The organism is Streptomyces sp. SAI-127, from assembly GCF_029894425.1.
In the GTDB taxonomy this organism is placed as follows: domain Bacteria; phylum Actinomycetota; class Actinomycetes; order Streptomycetales; family Streptomycetaceae; genus Streptomyces.
This window is the reverse complement of record NZ_JARXYJ010000001.1, coordinates 4,555,180-4,569,830: the sequence shown is the minus strand read 5'-3', so window position 1 is coordinate 4,569,830 and position 14,651 is coordinate 4,555,180. Positions and strand designations below refer to the sequence as shown.

Annotated in this window: 20 protein-coding genes; 11 read left to right on the top strand and 9 right to left on the bottom strand. The window is 70.7% G+C overall.

What is annotated here, in order from left to right; all coding sequences use genetic code 11:
* The first annotated feature begins 38 nt into the window (after positions 1–38).
* Positions 39–458: an ATP-binding protein gene (locus tag M2157_RS20765; RefSeq protein WP_280865919.1), complete on the top strand. Its 420-nt coding sequence runs from the start codon at positions 39–41 to the stop codon at positions 456–458.
* A gap of 37 nt (positions 459–495) precedes the next feature.
* On the top strand, positions 496–1,080 hold the full coding sequence (locus M2157_RS20760; RefSeq protein WP_280865918.1) for an SMI1/KNR4 family protein: 585 nt from the start codon (positions 496–498) through the stop codon (positions 1,078–1,080).
* Here M2157_RS20760 and M2157_RS20755 read toward each other — a convergent pair.
* A complete protein-coding gene (locus M2157_RS20755) occupies positions 1,049–1,975 on the bottom strand; it encodes a LysR family transcriptional regulator (protein WP_280863198.1) in 927 nt (308 codons plus the stop codon). The genes M2157_RS20760 and M2157_RS20755 overlap by 32 nt on opposite strands.
* Positions 1,976–2,131: 156 nt before the next feature.
* Between M2157_RS20755 and M2157_RS20750 the strand changes: the two genes are divergently transcribed.
* Positions 2,132–2,665 carry a DUF6817 domain-containing protein gene (locus M2157_RS20750; RefSeq protein WP_280865917.1) on the top strand — a complete coding sequence of 178 codons (534 nt, stop codon included), beginning with the start codon at positions 2,132–2,134 and terminating at the stop codon, positions 2,663–2,665.
* Between the two features lie 66 nt (positions 2,666–2,731).
* Entirely contained in the window at positions 2,732–4,462 is a 1,731-nt protein-coding gene (gene kstD, locus M2157_RS20745) for a 3-oxosteroid 1-dehydrogenase (RefSeq protein WP_280865916.1), read from the top strand.
* On the opposite strand, the gene M2157_RS20740 is transcribed toward kstD, so the two are convergent.
* Genes M2157_RS20740 through M2157_RS20715 form a run of 6 tightly spaced genes read right to left on the bottom strand, consistent with a single transcriptional unit; the run spans position 4,459 to position 6,465 of the window.
* Positions 4,459–5,097 carry a class I SAM-dependent methyltransferase gene (locus M2157_RS20740; RefSeq protein WP_280863195.1) on the bottom strand — a complete coding sequence of 213 codons (639 nt, stop codon included), beginning with the start codon at positions 5,095–5,097 and terminating at the stop codon, positions 4,459–4,461. The genes kstD and M2157_RS20740 overlap by 4 nt on opposite strands.
* A 31-nt stretch (positions 5,098–5,128) precedes the next feature.
* Positions 5,129–5,443, bottom strand: a complete 315-nt coding sequence (locus M2157_RS20735; protein ID WP_280865915.1) for an AzlD domain-containing protein — start codon at positions 5,441–5,443, stop codon at positions 5,129–5,131.
* Positions 5,440–5,562 (bottom strand): hypothetical protein, encoded by a 123-nt coding sequence (locus M2157_RS20730; RefSeq protein WP_280863193.1) that lies wholly within the window; start codon positions 5,560–5,562, stop codon positions 5,440–5,442. Before M2157_RS20730 ends, M2157_RS20735 begins: the two co-directional genes overlap by 4 nt.
* Positions 5,559–5,681 carry a hypothetical protein gene (locus M2157_RS20725; RefSeq protein WP_280865914.1) on the bottom strand — a complete coding sequence of 41 codons (123 nt, stop codon included), beginning with the start codon at positions 5,679–5,681 and terminating at the stop codon, positions 5,559–5,561. The genes M2157_RS20730 and M2157_RS20725 overlap by 4 nt, the downstream gene beginning before the upstream one ends.
* Positions 5,678–5,800, bottom strand: coding sequence for a hypothetical protein (locus tag M2157_RS20720; protein WP_280865913.1), 123 nt, complete (start codon positions 5,798–5,800; stop codon positions 5,678–5,680). The genes M2157_RS20725 and M2157_RS20720 overlap by 4 nt, the downstream gene beginning before the upstream one ends.
* Positions 5,797–6,465: an AzlC family ABC transporter permease gene (locus tag M2157_RS20715; RefSeq protein ID WP_280865912.1), complete on the bottom strand. Its 669-nt coding sequence runs from the start codon at positions 6,463–6,465 to the stop codon at positions 5,797–5,799. The genes M2157_RS20720 and M2157_RS20715 overlap by 4 nt, the downstream gene beginning before the upstream one ends.
* A gap of 67 nt (positions 6,466–6,532) precedes the next feature.
* On the opposite strand from M2157_RS20715, the gene M2157_RS20710 reads away from it, so the two are divergent.
* Positions 6,533–7,099: an XRE family transcriptional regulator gene (locus M2157_RS20710; protein ID WP_280863191.1), complete on the top strand. Its 567-nt coding sequence runs from the start codon at positions 6,533–6,535 to the stop codon at positions 7,097–7,099.
* 95 nt (positions 7,100–7,194) lie between these two features.
* On the opposite strand, the gene M2157_RS20705 is transcribed toward M2157_RS20710, so the two are convergent.
* Positions 7,195–7,398, bottom strand: coding sequence for a cold-shock protein (locus M2157_RS20705; protein ID WP_003992177.1), 204 nt, complete (start codon positions 7,396–7,398; stop codon positions 7,195–7,197).
* A 285-nt stretch (positions 7,399–7,683) separates the two neighbouring features.
* On the opposite strand from M2157_RS20705, the gene M2157_RS20700 reads away from it, so the two are divergent.
* The 5 genes from M2157_RS20700 (at position 7,684) to M2157_RS20680 (ending at position 12,963) form a co-directional block, all read left to right on the top strand.
* Positions 7,684–8,532 carry a menaquinone biosynthesis protein gene (locus M2157_RS20700; RefSeq protein ID WP_280863190.1) on the top strand — a complete coding sequence of 283 codons (849 nt, stop codon included), beginning with the start codon at positions 7,684–7,686 and terminating at the stop codon, positions 8,530–8,532.
* 31 nt (positions 8,533–8,563) lie between these two features.
* Complete coding sequence (locus M2157_RS20695; RefSeq protein ID WP_280865911.1) at positions 8,564–10,372, top strand: serine/threonine-protein kinase; 1,809 nt, start codon at positions 8,564–8,566, stop codon at positions 10,370–10,372.
* Positions 10,369–11,097, top strand: coding sequence for an A24 family peptidase (locus M2157_RS20690; RefSeq protein ID WP_280865910.1), 729 nt, complete (start codon positions 10,369–10,371; stop codon positions 11,095–11,097). The genes M2157_RS20695 and M2157_RS20690 overlap by 4 nt, the downstream gene beginning before the upstream one ends.
* 71 nt (positions 11,098–11,168) lie before the next feature.
* On the top strand, positions 11,169–12,368 hold the full coding sequence (gene mqnC, locus M2157_RS20685; RefSeq protein ID WP_057608017.1) for a cyclic dehypoxanthinyl futalosine synthase: 1,200 nt from the start codon (positions 11,169–11,171) through the stop codon (positions 12,366–12,368).
* A gap of 7 nt (positions 12,369–12,375) precedes the next feature.
* Entirely contained in the window at positions 12,376–12,963 is a 588-nt protein-coding gene (locus M2157_RS20680; RefSeq protein ID WP_280863187.1) for a hypothetical protein, read from the top strand.
* A 58-nt stretch (positions 12,964–13,021) separates the two neighbouring features.
* Here M2157_RS20680 and M2157_RS20675 read toward each other — a convergent pair whose 3' ends face one another.
* Positions 13,022–14,053, bottom strand: coding sequence for a chitinase (locus M2157_RS20675; protein WP_280868254.1), 1,032 nt, complete (start codon positions 14,051–14,053; stop codon positions 13,022–13,024).
* Between the two features lie 279 nt (positions 14,054–14,332).
* Here M2157_RS20675 and M2157_RS20670 point away from each other — a divergent pair, with 279 nt between their 5' ends.
* A complete protein-coding gene (locus M2157_RS20670; protein ID WP_348541799.1) occupies positions 14,333–14,647 on the top strand; it encodes a hypothetical protein in 315 nt (104 codons plus the stop codon).
* Positions 14,648–14,651: the final 4 nt, after the last annotated feature.

Genomic DNA, 14,651 nt, shown 5'->3' with positions numbered 1-14,651 from the left:
CCTGGTCAGCGTAGAGAGAACCCAGCACGCTCAGTGACGTGAACGCCGAAATCTCCACCCCCACCGACGAACTGACCCAGCGTCTGAGCGCCACTCCGCGAGGCGCTCGCCTGGCCCGCAGACTCACCGGCGCCCAGCTCGCCGAATGGGGGCACCCCCACGACACCGACGTCAACGACACCGCGCAGCACCTCGTCGCCGAGCTCGCCGCCAACGCGGTGACCCATGGCCGCGTACCCGGGAGGGACTTCGAGCTGCGTCTCCTCCGGCTCCCGGGGAACACGCTGCGTATCGAGGTGAGCGACGCGCGAGGCGACCGCCGGCTCCGATACGTCGACGACAAGGACGGCGAACACGGCCGGGGCCTGATCCTCGTCACCCTCCTCGCCGACACCTGGGGCGTCACGGAGCGGGACGTCGGCAAAACGGTGTGGGCCGAGATCGGGCTCGGGCGATGATGTGGGGCGAGACAGGGAACGGAAAGGGTGTGCCGCCATGCCACAGGCCGACGAGGTTGGCGCTGCGTGGGAGCGCATCGTCGGGTGGCTCCACAGGCACGCTCCGGCCAGTGCGGAGGCGCTTCGTCCGGGGGCTTCGGATGAGGAGATCGCGCGCCTGAACGAGAGTCTGGGCTTTGAGATTCCGGACGTTCTCGAGGTCTGGCTCCGCATGAACAACGGCAGTACGGCGAAGGATTCCGAGAAACCCATACCCGGCGGGGGGATCGCCCGCCTCCCGCACCGTGACTCGATCATCTTCCCGGACGGTATGAGGTTCCTCGGCTGCAAGGAAATCGCCGGCCGGCACGCGGAGTATCTGCACATCGCCGGGGACATCGGGGACGGCGACTACTGGAAGACGCCGTGGATCCCGATCATGGAGACGAGTGACGGGCCGTACGGAATCCTTCTGGACACGCAGAACCCTCCTGGCTCCTCCTCCCTCCTGAGCTTCAGCGAGGGCGACTACCCGAGTCCCTACCTGCCGTCCCTCGGTGCGTTCCTCCAGCCCTTGGCCGACCTGCTGGAGTCCGGCGGGGCGCCCTCCGTCACCGAGGGAAGGGTCTGCTGGCCGGACTGACCGGCAGTTCGTTGCGACATGTGTCCGTCACGGTGTCCGCGAACGCCCGCGCCGACGGCGACAGCGCGTCCCAGCGGCGTACCGCCCAGCCGACGGAGAGGGGGCGCAGGGCGGGCACGGGAACCAGCCGCACGTTCCCCCGGCCCGGTACGTCGAGGCCCGGCAACGCCGGCACCACCGCCCGCCCCAGCCCCAGCTCGGCCAGCATCAGCGCCGTGTCCCAGTCGGCCACGCTCGTGTCGAAGGCGAACCTGACCCCCAACTCCGCGCACGCCGCGTCCAGATGGGCGGCGGAGGTGGAGTTCGGGGGCAGGCGAATGAGCCGTAGGCCGGACAGGTCGGCGGCGTCGACGTAGGGGCGTCTCGCGAGCGGGTCGTCGGCCCGTACCGCCAGAACCCACGGCAGTTCCCTCACCGGCCGCTGCTCGATGCCCCGCACCGGCGCGCCCAGCGTGATCCACGCCAGGTCGAGACTGCTGTCGGCCAGCGCGTCGAAGCAGGCCCGGCTGGAGCTCTCGGTCCTGAACTCCAGGCTGACGTCCGGGTGTTGCTGCCGGAAGGACACCACCGCGTCCGACATGAAGTGCCGTACGGTCGTCGCGCCCGTCGCCACCCGGACCGACCCGCTCTCCCCGTCGACCAGCTCGCGCAGGCGGCGCAGGGCGAGATCCAGACCCGCGATGCCCTCCGCCGCGGCCGCCTCCAGCACCCGACCGGCCTGCGTCGGTACGACTCCTCGAGGCTGCCGCTCCAGCAGGCTGACCCCCGTCTCCCGCTCCAGCCGCTTCACATGCTGGCTCACCGCGGACTGCGTGCAGTCCAGCTCACGGGCCACCGCACTGAGGCTTCCGGCGCGGCACACGGCCACGAAGACACGCAGGTCGTCGAGGGTCATGACCCCCAAGCTAGCACTTGGGTCAGATGACAAATTCTTAGGATTGACTGGGGCGAGCGCCCGTACGACGATCTCCTCAGGGCCCGGGCGGCAACCCGCTCCCAACCCGGGAGGAGCGGGTGCCGACCCAACCCACGCCCACTGCCGAGGAGTCCGGTGTCCACCACAGACGAAGCCAGAGCCCTCTTACGGCGGCTCGGTGCCGACCGCACGCCCCACCCCGGCGGCACCCTCCTCGCCCACCTCGAACGCGTCCGCATCCAACTCGCCCTCTGGGAGGCCCGCCCCGCCCTCCAGGTGGCCGGCCTCTGCCACGCCTTCTACGGCACCGACGGCTTCCCCACCGGCCTGCTCCCGCTCGACGGGCGTACCGAACTCGCCTCCGTGATCGGCCCGGAGGCGGAGGCGATCGTGCACTTCTACGCGAGCTGCGACCGCGGGGCGACCTACCCCCACCTCCTGGAACCCCGCTTCCGGGACCGGTTCACCGGGCGGACCTACGCCCCCGACCCCCTCCTGCGCAGGGACTTCGCCGAGCTCACCGCCGCCAACGAACTCGACCTCGCCCGCCGGGACCCACTCTTCCGCGAGCGCTGGGGCCCCGAACTCCTCGCCCTGCTGACCCGGTTCAGGCCGCTCCTGAGCCAACTCGCCTGGCGGGACACCCTTTCCGTCCTGCACGCCCCTTGACTTCTCAAGAGCCCCGCGCGACGTTCCGGACCCTTCGTCCATACCAACCGCAGGGGGGACCCGACCATGAGTGTGACCCGAAGACACCTGCTGGCCGCCGGTGCCGGGGCGGCCGTCGCCGCCGGGGTGCAACAGGGTGCGAGCGCCGCCGACTTGCCGACGATCGGGACGTACGACGTCGTCGTCATCGGCTCCGGCGCCGCCGGCATGACCGCCGCGCTCGCCGCCGCCAAGCAGGGCCTCAGCACCGTGGTTCTCGAGAAGGCGCCCACCTTCGGCGGATCCGCCGCCCGTTCGGGGGCCGGGATCTGGATCCCCAACAACCCCGTCATCCTCGCCGCGGGCGTCCCGGACACCCCGGCCAAGGCGGCCGCCTACCTCGCCGCCGTCGTCGGCCCGGACGTTCCCCTCAGCCGCCAACGGGCCTTCCTCGCGCACGGACCCGCCATGATCTCCTTCGTCACGGCCAACAGCCCGCTCCGCTTCCGCTGGATGGAGGGGTACAGCGACTACTACCCGGAGCTTCCGGGCGGTCTGCCGAACGGCCGCTCCATCGAGCCCGACCAGCTCGACGGCAAACTCCTCGGGGCCGAACTCGCCCGCCTGAACCCGCCGTACCTCGAAGTCCCCGCCGGACTGGTCGTGTTCAGCGCCGACTACAAGTGGCTCGCCCTGTCCGCCGTCAGCGTCAAGGGCGCCGCCGTCGCCGCCGAGTGCCTGGCGCGCGGCACGAAGGCGGCCGTACTCGGGCAGACGCCGCTCACCATGGGACAGTCGCTGGCGGCGGGGCTGCGAAAGGGACTCCAGGACGCCGGAGTCGCCGTCCGGCTCAACACCCCCCTCACCGAGCTCCACGTCGAGAAGGGCACCGTCGCCGGAGCGGTGACCCCAGGTGGCCTCTACCGTGCCCGCCGGGGCGTGATCGTCGGCTCCGGCGGCTTCGAGCACAACGCGGCGATGCGGGCGCAGTACCAGCGGCAGCCCATCGGTACCGAGTGGACCGTCGGCGCGAAGGAGAACACCGGGGACGGCATCCGGGCGGGACAGCGGCTCGGTGCCGACGTCGCGCTGATGGACGACGCCTGGTGGGGGCCGGTCATCCCGCTCCCCGACGAGCCGTACTTCTGCCTCGCCGAACGCACCCTCCCCGGCGGCCTCATCGTCAACGCGGCCGGTCGGCGGTACGTCAACGAGGCCGCCCCGTACGGCGACGTCGTCCACACCATGTACGAGCGCAACCCGACCGACCCCGACATCCCGTCCTGGCTGGTCGTCGACCAGAACTACCGCAACCGGTACCTCTTCAAGGACGTCGCCCCGACCTTCGTCCTCCCCGACGACTGGTACGGCTCCGGCGCCGCCCACAAGGCCTGGACGTTCGACGCCCTGGCCGCCTCCATCGGCGTCCCCGCCGCGGCCCTCCGCGCCACCGTGGACCGCTTCAACTCCCTTGCCCTGAAGGGCGACGACACGGACTTCAGACGCGGCGACAGCGCCTACGACCACTACTACACGGACCCGTCGGTCCTCCCGAACTCCTGCCTGGCCCCGCTCTGGCTGCCCCCGTACTACGCCTTCCGGCTCGTCCCGGGAGACCTGGGCACCAAGGGCGGCCTGGTGACCGACGCCCGCGCGCGCGTCCTGCGGCCCGACGGCTCCGTCGTCCCCGGCCTGTACGCCGCCGGGAACGCCAGCGCGGCCGTCATGGGCCACAGCTACGCGGGCGCGGGCTCGACGATCGGTCCCGCGATGACCTTCGGGTACATCGCGGCCCGGGATCTCGCGGGGGTGCTCTAGTCGCGGCGAGCGATCAGAATCGCCTGCTGCGAGACCTCCTCGGGGGCGGGTTCGCGCACTGTCCGCGAGACGAGCGCGAACCCGGCCGCCCGGAGCAACCCGATGATCTGCTCCGGCTGCCGCCTCAGGAAGGTCAGCGCGACGGGGCGCCCCCAGGGCCGGTCGTGATGCCGGTCCTCGTCGCCGGCCTGGAAGGCGACGAGGAGGTGCCCGCCCGGCGCCAGCACGCGGTGGAACTGGGCGAACAGACGGGGGAGTTCCTCCACAGGGGTGTGGATGGACGAGTAATAGGACAGGGCACCGGAGAGCGCCCCGTCCGGAAGATCCAGTTCCAGCATCGAGCCCTGCTCGAATCGCAGCCCAGGGTTCTCCCGCCGGGCGATCGCAAGCATCGACTCCGAGAGATCGAGCCCGAAGACGGACAGCCCGAGGGAGGCGAGGTATCCCGTGACCCGCCCGGGTCCGCAGCCCAGGTCGGCCACCGTCCCGTCCTTGCCCACGAGTTCAGCGAACCCGGCGATCACCGCCCGGTCCAGGGGCGCCTCGGCGAGCCCGTCCCGGAACTGCTCGGCGTAGTCCTCGGCGACGGTGTCGTAGAAGGTGCGGGTGGCGGTCACGAAGTCGGTGTCGGTCATGGCCGTGGACCCTAGCGGCCCCCACTGACACTCAGGCGACTCCGGCCGCCCGCAGTACGGCAGTTGCCGCCGCCGCCCCCAGCACCACCACCACGAACGGCGCCCTCCGCCACGCCAGCACGGCCCCCACCAGGACCCCGGCCGGCCGCGCCCACCCCGCGAAACCGCCGCCCTCCGTCAGCGCCCCCGTCGCCAGCAGCGCCACCAGCAGGACGACCGCACCCGCGCTCATCAACTCCCGCACCCGCTCCGGCAGTTCCACCCGCCCGTGCAGCACCGGCCCGACCAGCCGGAAGGCGTACGTCCCGACCGCCAGCGCCAGAATCATGACGACCGTCGCGCTCACGCCGCCCTCCTGCCACCGTGGAGGACCAGCCCTGCGAGCGCCACCGGCACCGGCCCGACCAGCCGGAAGGCGTACGTCCCGACCGCCAGCGCCAGAATCATGACGACCGTCGCGCTCACGCCGCCCTCCTGCCACCGTGGAGGACCAGCCCTGCGAGCGCCACCGGCACCGGCCCGACCAGCCGGAAGGCGTACGTCCCGACCGCCGGCGCCAGATTCACGGCGACCGTCGCGCTCACGCCGCCCTCCTGCCACCGTGGAGGACCAGCCCCGCGAGCGCCACCGGCACCGGCCCGACCAGCCGGAAGGCGTACGTCCCGACCGCCGGCGCCAGAATCATGACGACCGTCGCGCTCACGCCGCCCTCCTGCCACCGTGGAGGACCAGCCCCGCGAGCGCCACCAGCACCGGCACCCCCGCCGGGACAGCCGGTGTCACCGCCAGGGCCAGCCCGGCGCCGAGCAGCGCGGACCGTCGTATCGCCTCGGACTCGCGCAGGGCGGGCAGCACCAGGGCGACGAGGACGGCAGGGAAGGCCGCGTCCAGCCCGTAGGTGCCGGTGTCGCCCAGGGCGTCCCCGGCCAGGGCCCCGGCCAGGACGCCGGTGTTCCACACGGCGAACAGGCCGAGCCCGGAGACCCAGAAGGCGGCCCTGCGCCGCGCCGGATCGGGCTGGGCGAGGGCGAAGGCCACCGTCTCGTCGGTGACCAGGTGCGCGCCGAGGAGGCGGGCGACCCGCCCCGGGCCGAGGATGTCCGCGACCGCGAGACTGAAGGCGGCCGTACGGGTGTTGAGCAGCAGGCCGGTGACCGCCGCGGCGACCGGACCGCCCCCGGCCAGCAGCACCCCGACCGCGCTGAACTGGGCGGATCCCGCGTACACCACCAGGGACATCACCACCGGCACCCACACCGGCAGGCCACCGGTGACGGCGATCGCGCCGAAGGAGACGCCCACGACTCCGCTCGCGAGCCAGACGAGCGCACTGTCACGGATCAAGGCTGTTCGCTCTGCCGTACGCATGTTCACTACACTGGACGGTAGCCGCCTGTTCGTCAAGGCGAACGATCGTACCGATGGAGCGAACGCCATGTCCGACAGCCTCCCACCCCGGCTCCCCCTGGACTGGATCGCCGCCTCCTTGCGCCGCGAACGCACCCGCGCCGGGATCTCCCTCTCCGAGCTGGCCAAGCGTGCCGGAATCGCGAAGTCCACGCTGTCCCAGCTGGAGGCGGCCAGCGGAAATCCGAGCGTGGAGACGCTGTGGGCGCTGGGGGTGGCGCTCGGGGTGCCGTTCAGTGCCCTGGTGGAGCCGCCGGCGCCGTCCGTGCGGGTGATCAGGGCGGGACAGGGGCCGACCGTGGCCTCGGAAAAGGCCGAGTTCGCGGCCACCCTGCTCTCCGCGAGCCCGCCCGGAGCGCGACGGGACATCTACCACCTGCGAGCCGAACCAGGCGCCGTACGGGAATCGGAGCCGCACATTCCGGGCTCGGTCGAGCATCTGATCGTGGGCACGGGGCGGGTGAAGGCCGGACCGGTGGGGGAGCAGGTCGAATTGGAGCCCGGCGACTACATGACGTATCGGGGAGATGTGGCCCATTCCTACGAGGCGCTCAGCCCCGGCACGACGTTCGTGCTGGTCATGCAGCACATGTAAAAGCAAAGGCAGGAGCCCCGCTACCGTGCGGCGCGGGGCTCCTTGGGTACTGCTTTCAGGTCCGGATCAGAGGCTGGATCGCCAATGAGTCGGGATCAGACGGGGGTGACGTTCTCCGCCTGCGGGCCCTTCGGGCCCTGGGTCACGTCGAAGGAGACCTGCTGGTTCTCCTCCAGCGAACGGAAGCCGCTCGCGTTGATCGCGGAGTAGTGGACGAAGACGTCGGGGCCGCCGCCCTCCTGGGCGATGAAGCCAAAGCCCTTTTCGGCGTTGAACCACTTCACGGTTCCGGTAGCCATAAGCCCTCCTTGGGCCCAAAAGGGTTGCCCTGCTCCAGAACCTGCAAGTGTGAAAACAGTGCCGCACAACTGCATATGTCTGAAAACGACTAGAGCCTGCGGTTACATGCTCCGCAGGCTCTGTACTGCAAGGGAAACCAAACTGCAACTTGCGGCGAGCGTAGCATGCAGGCAGCCGAAAGCAATAGAGGCCAAGATCACGTCACCCGGACGTTTGAAGGTCGTGTGGGGGTTGACTGTGGGGCCGAAGTCCGAAGCGTACCCCAAGGGGTCTACTGTCGCGATGTGGACAATTCTCGCACCCGGCCGCGCGTCGGCCACATCCAGTTCCTGAACTGCCTGCCCCTGTACTGGGGGCTCGCGAGGACGGGCACGCTCCTCGACTTCGAGCTCACGAAGGACACCCCGGAGAAGCTCAGCGAGAAGCTGGTGCAGGGAGACCTCGACATCGGGCCCATCACCCTCGTCGAGTTCCTCAAGAACGCGGACGACCTGGTCGCCTTCCCCGACATCGCCGTCGGCTGCGACGGACCGGTCATGTCCTGCGTCATCGTCTCGCAGGTCCCGCTGAACGAGCTGGACGGCGCCAGGGTGGCCCTCGGGTCGACCTCGCGTACCTCCGTACGCCTCGCCCAGCTCCTCCTCGCCGAGCGCTACGGCGTCCGGCCCGACTACTACACCTGCCCGCCCGACCTCAGCCTGATGATGCAGGAGGCGGAGGCGGCCGTACTCATCGGAGACGCGGCCCTGCGGGCGAACCTCCTGGACGGCCCGCGCTTCGGCCTCGAGGTGCACGACCTCGGCTCACTCTGGAAGGAGTGGACGGGACTGCCGTTCGTCTTCGCGGTGTGGGCCGCCCGCCGGGACTACCTCGAACGCGAGCCGGTCATCACCCGCAAGGTCCACGAGGCCTTCCTCGCCTCCCGGAACCTCTCCCTGGAGGAGGTCGGCAAGGTCGCGGAACAGGCGGCCCGCTGGGAGGACTTCGACGAGAAGGTCCTGGAGAAGTACTTCACGACGCTGGACTTCCGGTTCGGAGGCCCGCAGTTGGCGGCGGTCACGGAGTTCGCGCGAAGGGTGGGGCCGACGACGGGTTTCCCCGGGGACGTGAAGGTGGAACTGCTTCAGCCCTAATCTGCATCTGCACCTTATGGGGGAGGCCGGTATGCAGCCGCTGGGAGTCGACGAGCCCACCGCCGTGGGGCCCTACCGGCTGCTCGGCCGACTGGGTTCCGGCGGCATGGGCCGGGTCTATCTCGGCCGCAGCGCCGGGGGCCGCACGGTCGCGGTCAAGATCGTGCACCCGCACTTCGCGCTCGACGAGGAGTTCCGCGCCCGCTTCCGCCGCGAGGTCGACGCGGCGCGCAGGGTGGGCGGGGCCTGGACCGCGCCGGTCCTCGACGCGGACCCGGAGGCGGCGGTGCCGTGGGTCGCCACGGGGTACGCGGCGGGCCCTTCCCTGGCCTCGGCGGTCACGGACGGGGGTCCGCTGCCCGAGCATTCCGTACGCGTCCTGGGGGCGGGCCTCGCCGAGGCGCTCGCGGCCGTGCACGGACTAGGGCTCGTTCACCGGGACGTGAAGCCCTCCAACGTCCTGCTCACCGTCGACGGCCCCCTCCTCATCGACTTCGGCATCGCACGCGCCACCGACGGCACCGCGTCCCTGACCTCCACGGGCGTCTCCATCGGCTCGCCGGGTTACATGTCCCCCGAACAGATCCTGAGCAAGGGCGTCTCGGGGGCGGCGGACGTCTTCTCCCTGGGTGCGGTGCTGGCGTACGCGGCCACGGGGGTACCGCCCTTCCCGGGGGACTCCTCGGCCTCCCTCCTCTACAAGGTGGTCCACGAGGAGCCCGAACTCGGATCGCTGACCGGCGAGTTGCGGGACCTCGTGGGGGCCTGCCTGTCCAAGTCGGCGCAGGACCGCCCGACTCCGGGGGAGCTGGCCCGACGGCTCGCCCCTGAGGGGGCGGCCCGGCTGGTGGCGGCGGGATGGCTGCCGGGAGCGCTGGTCGAGCAGGTGGGGCGTAGTGCCGTACAGCTGCTGAATCTCGAGGCGACGGGGGAGCAGTCGTCGGGGGTGGTGGGGTTCAGCAGCCCTTCGGTGGGTGGGGGTTCGGCGGGGACGGTGGGGGCGTTCGGGCCGCCGCCGGTGATGCCGGCGGTGTCCGCGGGGGCGCCTCCCGCTGCCGCGGCCGGGCCCCCGGCGTTCCCGGTCACGCCGACGGCACCCACGGGCCCGCCCGCCGTGCCCTCCGTGCCCGAGCCCCGGGACGCGGTGCCGCACGAGACGGTGGTGCCCTCCGACCGCCCCGGACCCGGGCGGCTCTCCGTCTCCGTGGCCGCCACCTCCACGGCGGGCGACAACGGACGCGGGCGCCGGATGAGTTGCACCGTGGCCCTCGCGGTCGCGGGAGCGCTGGCCGCGGTGACCGTGGGGTCGGTGTTCGTGTTCGACCTGCTGCCCGGGCAGGGCGAGGACGACTCGGCGAGTTCCGGACCCGGCAACGACGCCTACTCCTCGGCCCCGACCTCCGTACCGTCGGCCTCCGCGCCGTCCGCGTCCTCCGTGCCGTCCGCGTCCTCCCCACCGTCCAGCGCGGCGCCGAGCGGGCCTTCCGAGGTCCCCGCCCGCTATCTCGGCACCTGGGAGGGGCAGGGCAGCGGTCTCGGCGGGAGCCTGCCGATGGGGACCTTCCGGATCACCGTCAAGAAGGTGAGCCTCGGCGAGGAGTTGGGCAGGCTGCAGCAGACCGACGCGATCGGGGCCGAGTGCACCGACGTCCTCACGCTGAAGCGGGTCACCGAGACGGAGCTCGTCACCACGGCCGTCGGCGCGAAGGACAACCACGCCGGCTGCAACCCCACGGCCCACACCGTCCGCCTCACCGCGGTGGGCGACGACCTGAAGTACACGTCGGAGAGCGAGGCCGAGGGGTACCCCGAGGCGCGGATGTCGAAGGTGGCGCGGTGACGGAGCTGCTCGTCGTCGTCGCGGCACTGTGGGGAGCGGCGGCGGGTTCGCTGCTGCCGCGCGCGGCCTACCGCTACTCCGTCCCGCCCGAGCAACCGTGGCGGGAGACCTGCCCCGCCGGGCACCCGCTGGGCGGCCGGCTCGGGCGGGCGAGGTGCGGGACATGCGGCACACAGCAGTCGTACGGCCCCGGCACTCCTGTCCTCTCCACCGTGACCGCCCTCCTCTGCGCCGCCCTCGCCGCCGCCACCGGCACCCACCCGGAGATCGCCGTCTGGCTGCTGCTCGCCCCCGTGGGTGTCCTGCTCGCCGTCGTCGACCTGCGCGTACGACGACTGCCCGACCCGCTCACCCTTCCCCTCGCGGCGGCCGCACTCGCGCTGCTCGGGGCGGTCTCGCTGGTGCCCGAGCACGCCGGGAACTGGCTGAACTCCCTGTTCGGCGCCCTCGCGCTCGGCGCCGGCTACTGGGTGCTGTGGCGGATCAACCCCGGCGGCATGGGCTTCGGCGATGTGAAGCTGGCGCTCGGGGCGGGGGCGGTCCTGGGCTGGTACGGCTGGGACACCGTGCTCCTCGGCACCTTCGCCGGCTTCCTGCTCGGCGCGCTATACGGCGGTGTCCTGGTCCTGGTGGGCAGGGCGGGACGCAAGACGGCGATCCCGTTCGGGCCGTTCCTGATCACCGGGGCGTACGCGGGGCTGCTGATCGGCGCGTACACGTCCTGAGGTCGGGCTCGTCGGAGGGCTGGCGTAGGCTGGCCGGGACCGCCCGAACCCTTGACGAAAGGCACGCCCCGGTGACCGAGAAGGCCGACCTTCAGTCCGTCCTCGACCGTGCCGCAGAGGGTGGGCGGATCACTCCGGAGGAGGCGCTCGACCTCTACCGCGACGCCCCGCTGCACGCACTGGGCTCCGCCGCGGACGCCGTGCGCCGCCGTCGGTACGCGGGCACGGAGCACATCGCGACGTACATCATCGAGCGGAACATCAACTACACCAACGTGTGCGTCACGGCGTGCAAGTTCTGCGCCTTCTACGCCCCGCCGACCGCCAAGGACAAGGGCTGGACCCGCGACCTGGACGACATCCTGCGCCGGTGCGCGGAGACCGTCGAACTCGGCGGCACGCAGATCATGTTCCAGGGCGGCCACCACCCGGACTACGGCGTCGAGTACTACGAGAAGCACTTCGCGGCCATCAAGAAGGAATTCCCCCAGCTGGTGATCCACTCGCTGGGCGCGTCCGAGGTCGAGCACATGGCCCGGATCTCCAAGGTGAGCGTGGAGGAGGCCATCCAGCGCATCCACGCGGCCGGCCTCGACTCCTTCGCGGGCGCCGGTGCCGAGATGCTCCCCGAGCGCCCCCGCAAGGCCATCGCGCCCCTCAAGGAGTCCGGCGAGCGCTGGCTGGAGATCATGGAGACGGCGCACAACCTGGGCGTGGAGTCCACCTCCACGATGCTCATGGGCACCGGTGAGACCAACGCCGAGCGCATCGAGCACCTGCGGATGATCCGTGACGTACAGGACCGCACGGGCGGCTTCCGGGCCTTCATCCCGTACCTCTACCAGCCGATGAACAACCACCTGAAGGGCCGCACGCAGGCCACGATCTTCGAGTACCTGCGGATGATCGCGATCTCCCGGCTCTTCATGGACAACATCGCCCACATCCAGGGCTCCTGGCTGACCACCGGCCAGGACGCGGGCCAGCTGACGCTGCACTACGGCGCGGACGACCTCGGCTCGGTCATGCTGGAGGAGAACGTCGTCTCGGCGGCCGGTGCCAAGCACCGCTCCAACCTCCAGGAAATGATCGACATGATCCGTACGGCGGGACGGGTTCCGGCCCAGCGCGCCACCACGTACGAGCACCTAGTCGTCCACGACGACCCGGCGAACGACCCGGTCGACGCGCGCGTGATGTCCCACATCTCCTCCACGGCGATCGCGGGCGGCACGGCGCATCCCGAGCTGAAGATCCTCGCGTCCAACTAGGCCTGTCTTGCTGACGATCCACACCGCCGACCTGCTGATCCCGGGCGACGGAAGGTCACCGCTGCCCGGCGGAGCGGTACTGGTCGAGGGGCGGCAGATCGCGGCCGTAGAGGTCTACGAGGAACTGGCCGCCGCACATCCGACGGCAAGGGTGCGCCGCTGGCCGGGAGTTCTCACCCCGGGCCTGGTGAACCCGTACGGCCCGGAGCTGTTGGAGCAGTCCTACCACCCGGACCCACGTGAGGACCTGGGCAGCGAGCCCCTCACGGGGGAGGCGCTGGAGTCCCTGGACATGACGGACACTCGGTGGGGTGCGAGCGCGAGGCGCGGTGTGCAACGGATGCTGGCGCACGGGGTGGTGGCGGTGAGGGGTGAGCTGCGACGCCCCGCGGTGATCGACGCCGTCCACCGATCGGGGCTGACGATCGAGCACCGGTTCACGGATCCGGAGGGCCTGCCTTCACTGACCCCTGGGTCATTCGCCACCCCGTTGCTGCCCCACGGCGAGGCCACCTTCGCGATCTTCGAAACGGCCGAGCTGACCACCTGCGTGGCAACCGTGATCAAGGGCCGCCTGTTGCACCGGCGCAGGTAAGCGCCTTCAGGGGCGCGGGGAACTGCGCGACCAGCCACAACGCACCCGCACCCGAAACTCAACCGGAGAACGCCTCCCCAAACGCCCCCGAACTCTGAGAAACCCCACTGCAATTGGTCAACGGATCATCCTCGTCCGACTTTCCCGCATCGCACTCCTGATCCCGAAACGTCGACCACATCGAGACCCACGCCACCTCCTTGGACTCCGCGAACTCCCGCACCTGAGCCGCGTCGGACAACGTGAACGTCTCCCCGTCCACATCATTCGTCCCGATCATCGAGGTGAGCGCCATGGCCCGCCACGCAGTGGAACCGGACGTACCGAAAACGTCCCGCAACTGAGCCTGCGCCGCCTTCGCCGAAGTGATCGCGTAATCCCCCATGTCCCCGTCGTACGACTCCCCGTAGTTCATCGTCATGATGTTGACGGTCGACACCTGAACCGACTCGTTGTTCGCCGACTCCAGCAACGCCACACTGTCGTCGTCGAGCCCGGACGGCATCACGGGAAGCGTGAACGAGACGGCGAGGTCACTCCGTTCCTCCTGGAGCAACGCGATCGCCTCGGACCGCAGTTCCACCGAGTCGGAGTCGGTCAGCGCGTCCCCCTCGATGTCGAAGTCGGCGAGTGAGGAACCTGCGGCGTCCAGCGCCTTTCCATAGGCCGCAGCCAGTTCCGCCGCGGTGGAGCAGGTCTCGGCCAGCTCCTTCCCGGACGCCCCGCCGAAGGAGACCCGCACCTGAGCCCCGTCCTCCTTCAGCGCACTGATCCGGGACGCGACCGATGAGTCGCCGATGGCGGACGTGCCGTTCCAGGAGGGCGTGCAGGCACTGCCGTCGGCGATCACGAACGCGAGGTTGTACACGGAGGGCGAGCCCGCGGAGTCGTTGCCGGAGGCCTCGGTCGCGCTGACGTACGGCGCGTACGAAGTGACCGACGACGAGGCCGCCGACGTGGCCGACGGTGACGTACTGCTCTGTTTCGCAGGCTCCGCGTCCGAGGCGCTGTCCGATTCGGAGGAGCACCCCGCCGTGGTCAGGGCGAACAGACAAATGACCCCGGCCGTCGGCTTCAGGAAACTCCGCATGCGCATGCACCCGCTCTCTCGTGATTTCTCTTTCCGGAGGGGCGAATGTCTCACACCCGCCTGAGCCTCATGAGGACGAATCGGTCAGGCAAGGCGGACACTCTCAGGAAACGGACAGCATAAGAGGTTTCTCATATGCGCCTCACAAGAAAGTCAAATCCGGACACATAAAGACTGCCTAATGTCTGGGGAATGCATTCCGAGCCTGCCATCGAAAACCGCGCCGACATGCGCGGTCGCCGCCGTAAACGCGGTGGTAACGGGTCCGCCGAGGGCCCGGTGTTCGTTGACAATTCCGGACGCCGCTCCAAGTTGCTGCGCCGGATCGGCCTTCTCCTCGGCGTCCTGTCCCTCGGGTACGCCGTCGTGCTGGGCCTGGCCTTCATGGGCATCGGCGTCTCCAGCACGACGCTGCTGCCCTTCGCGGGCGGCGGTCCCGGCGGTTCCTCGAACTTTGGCCCCGAGGGCATCCAGCCGCAGGGCGGTATCGGCACCCCGCCGTCGAGGCCATCCGGCACTCCGCCCACGGGCACCGCCACCGGCGCTCCGCCGAGCGCCGCCCCGACCGTGACCGCCTCCGCTGCCTCCAACTGACCGG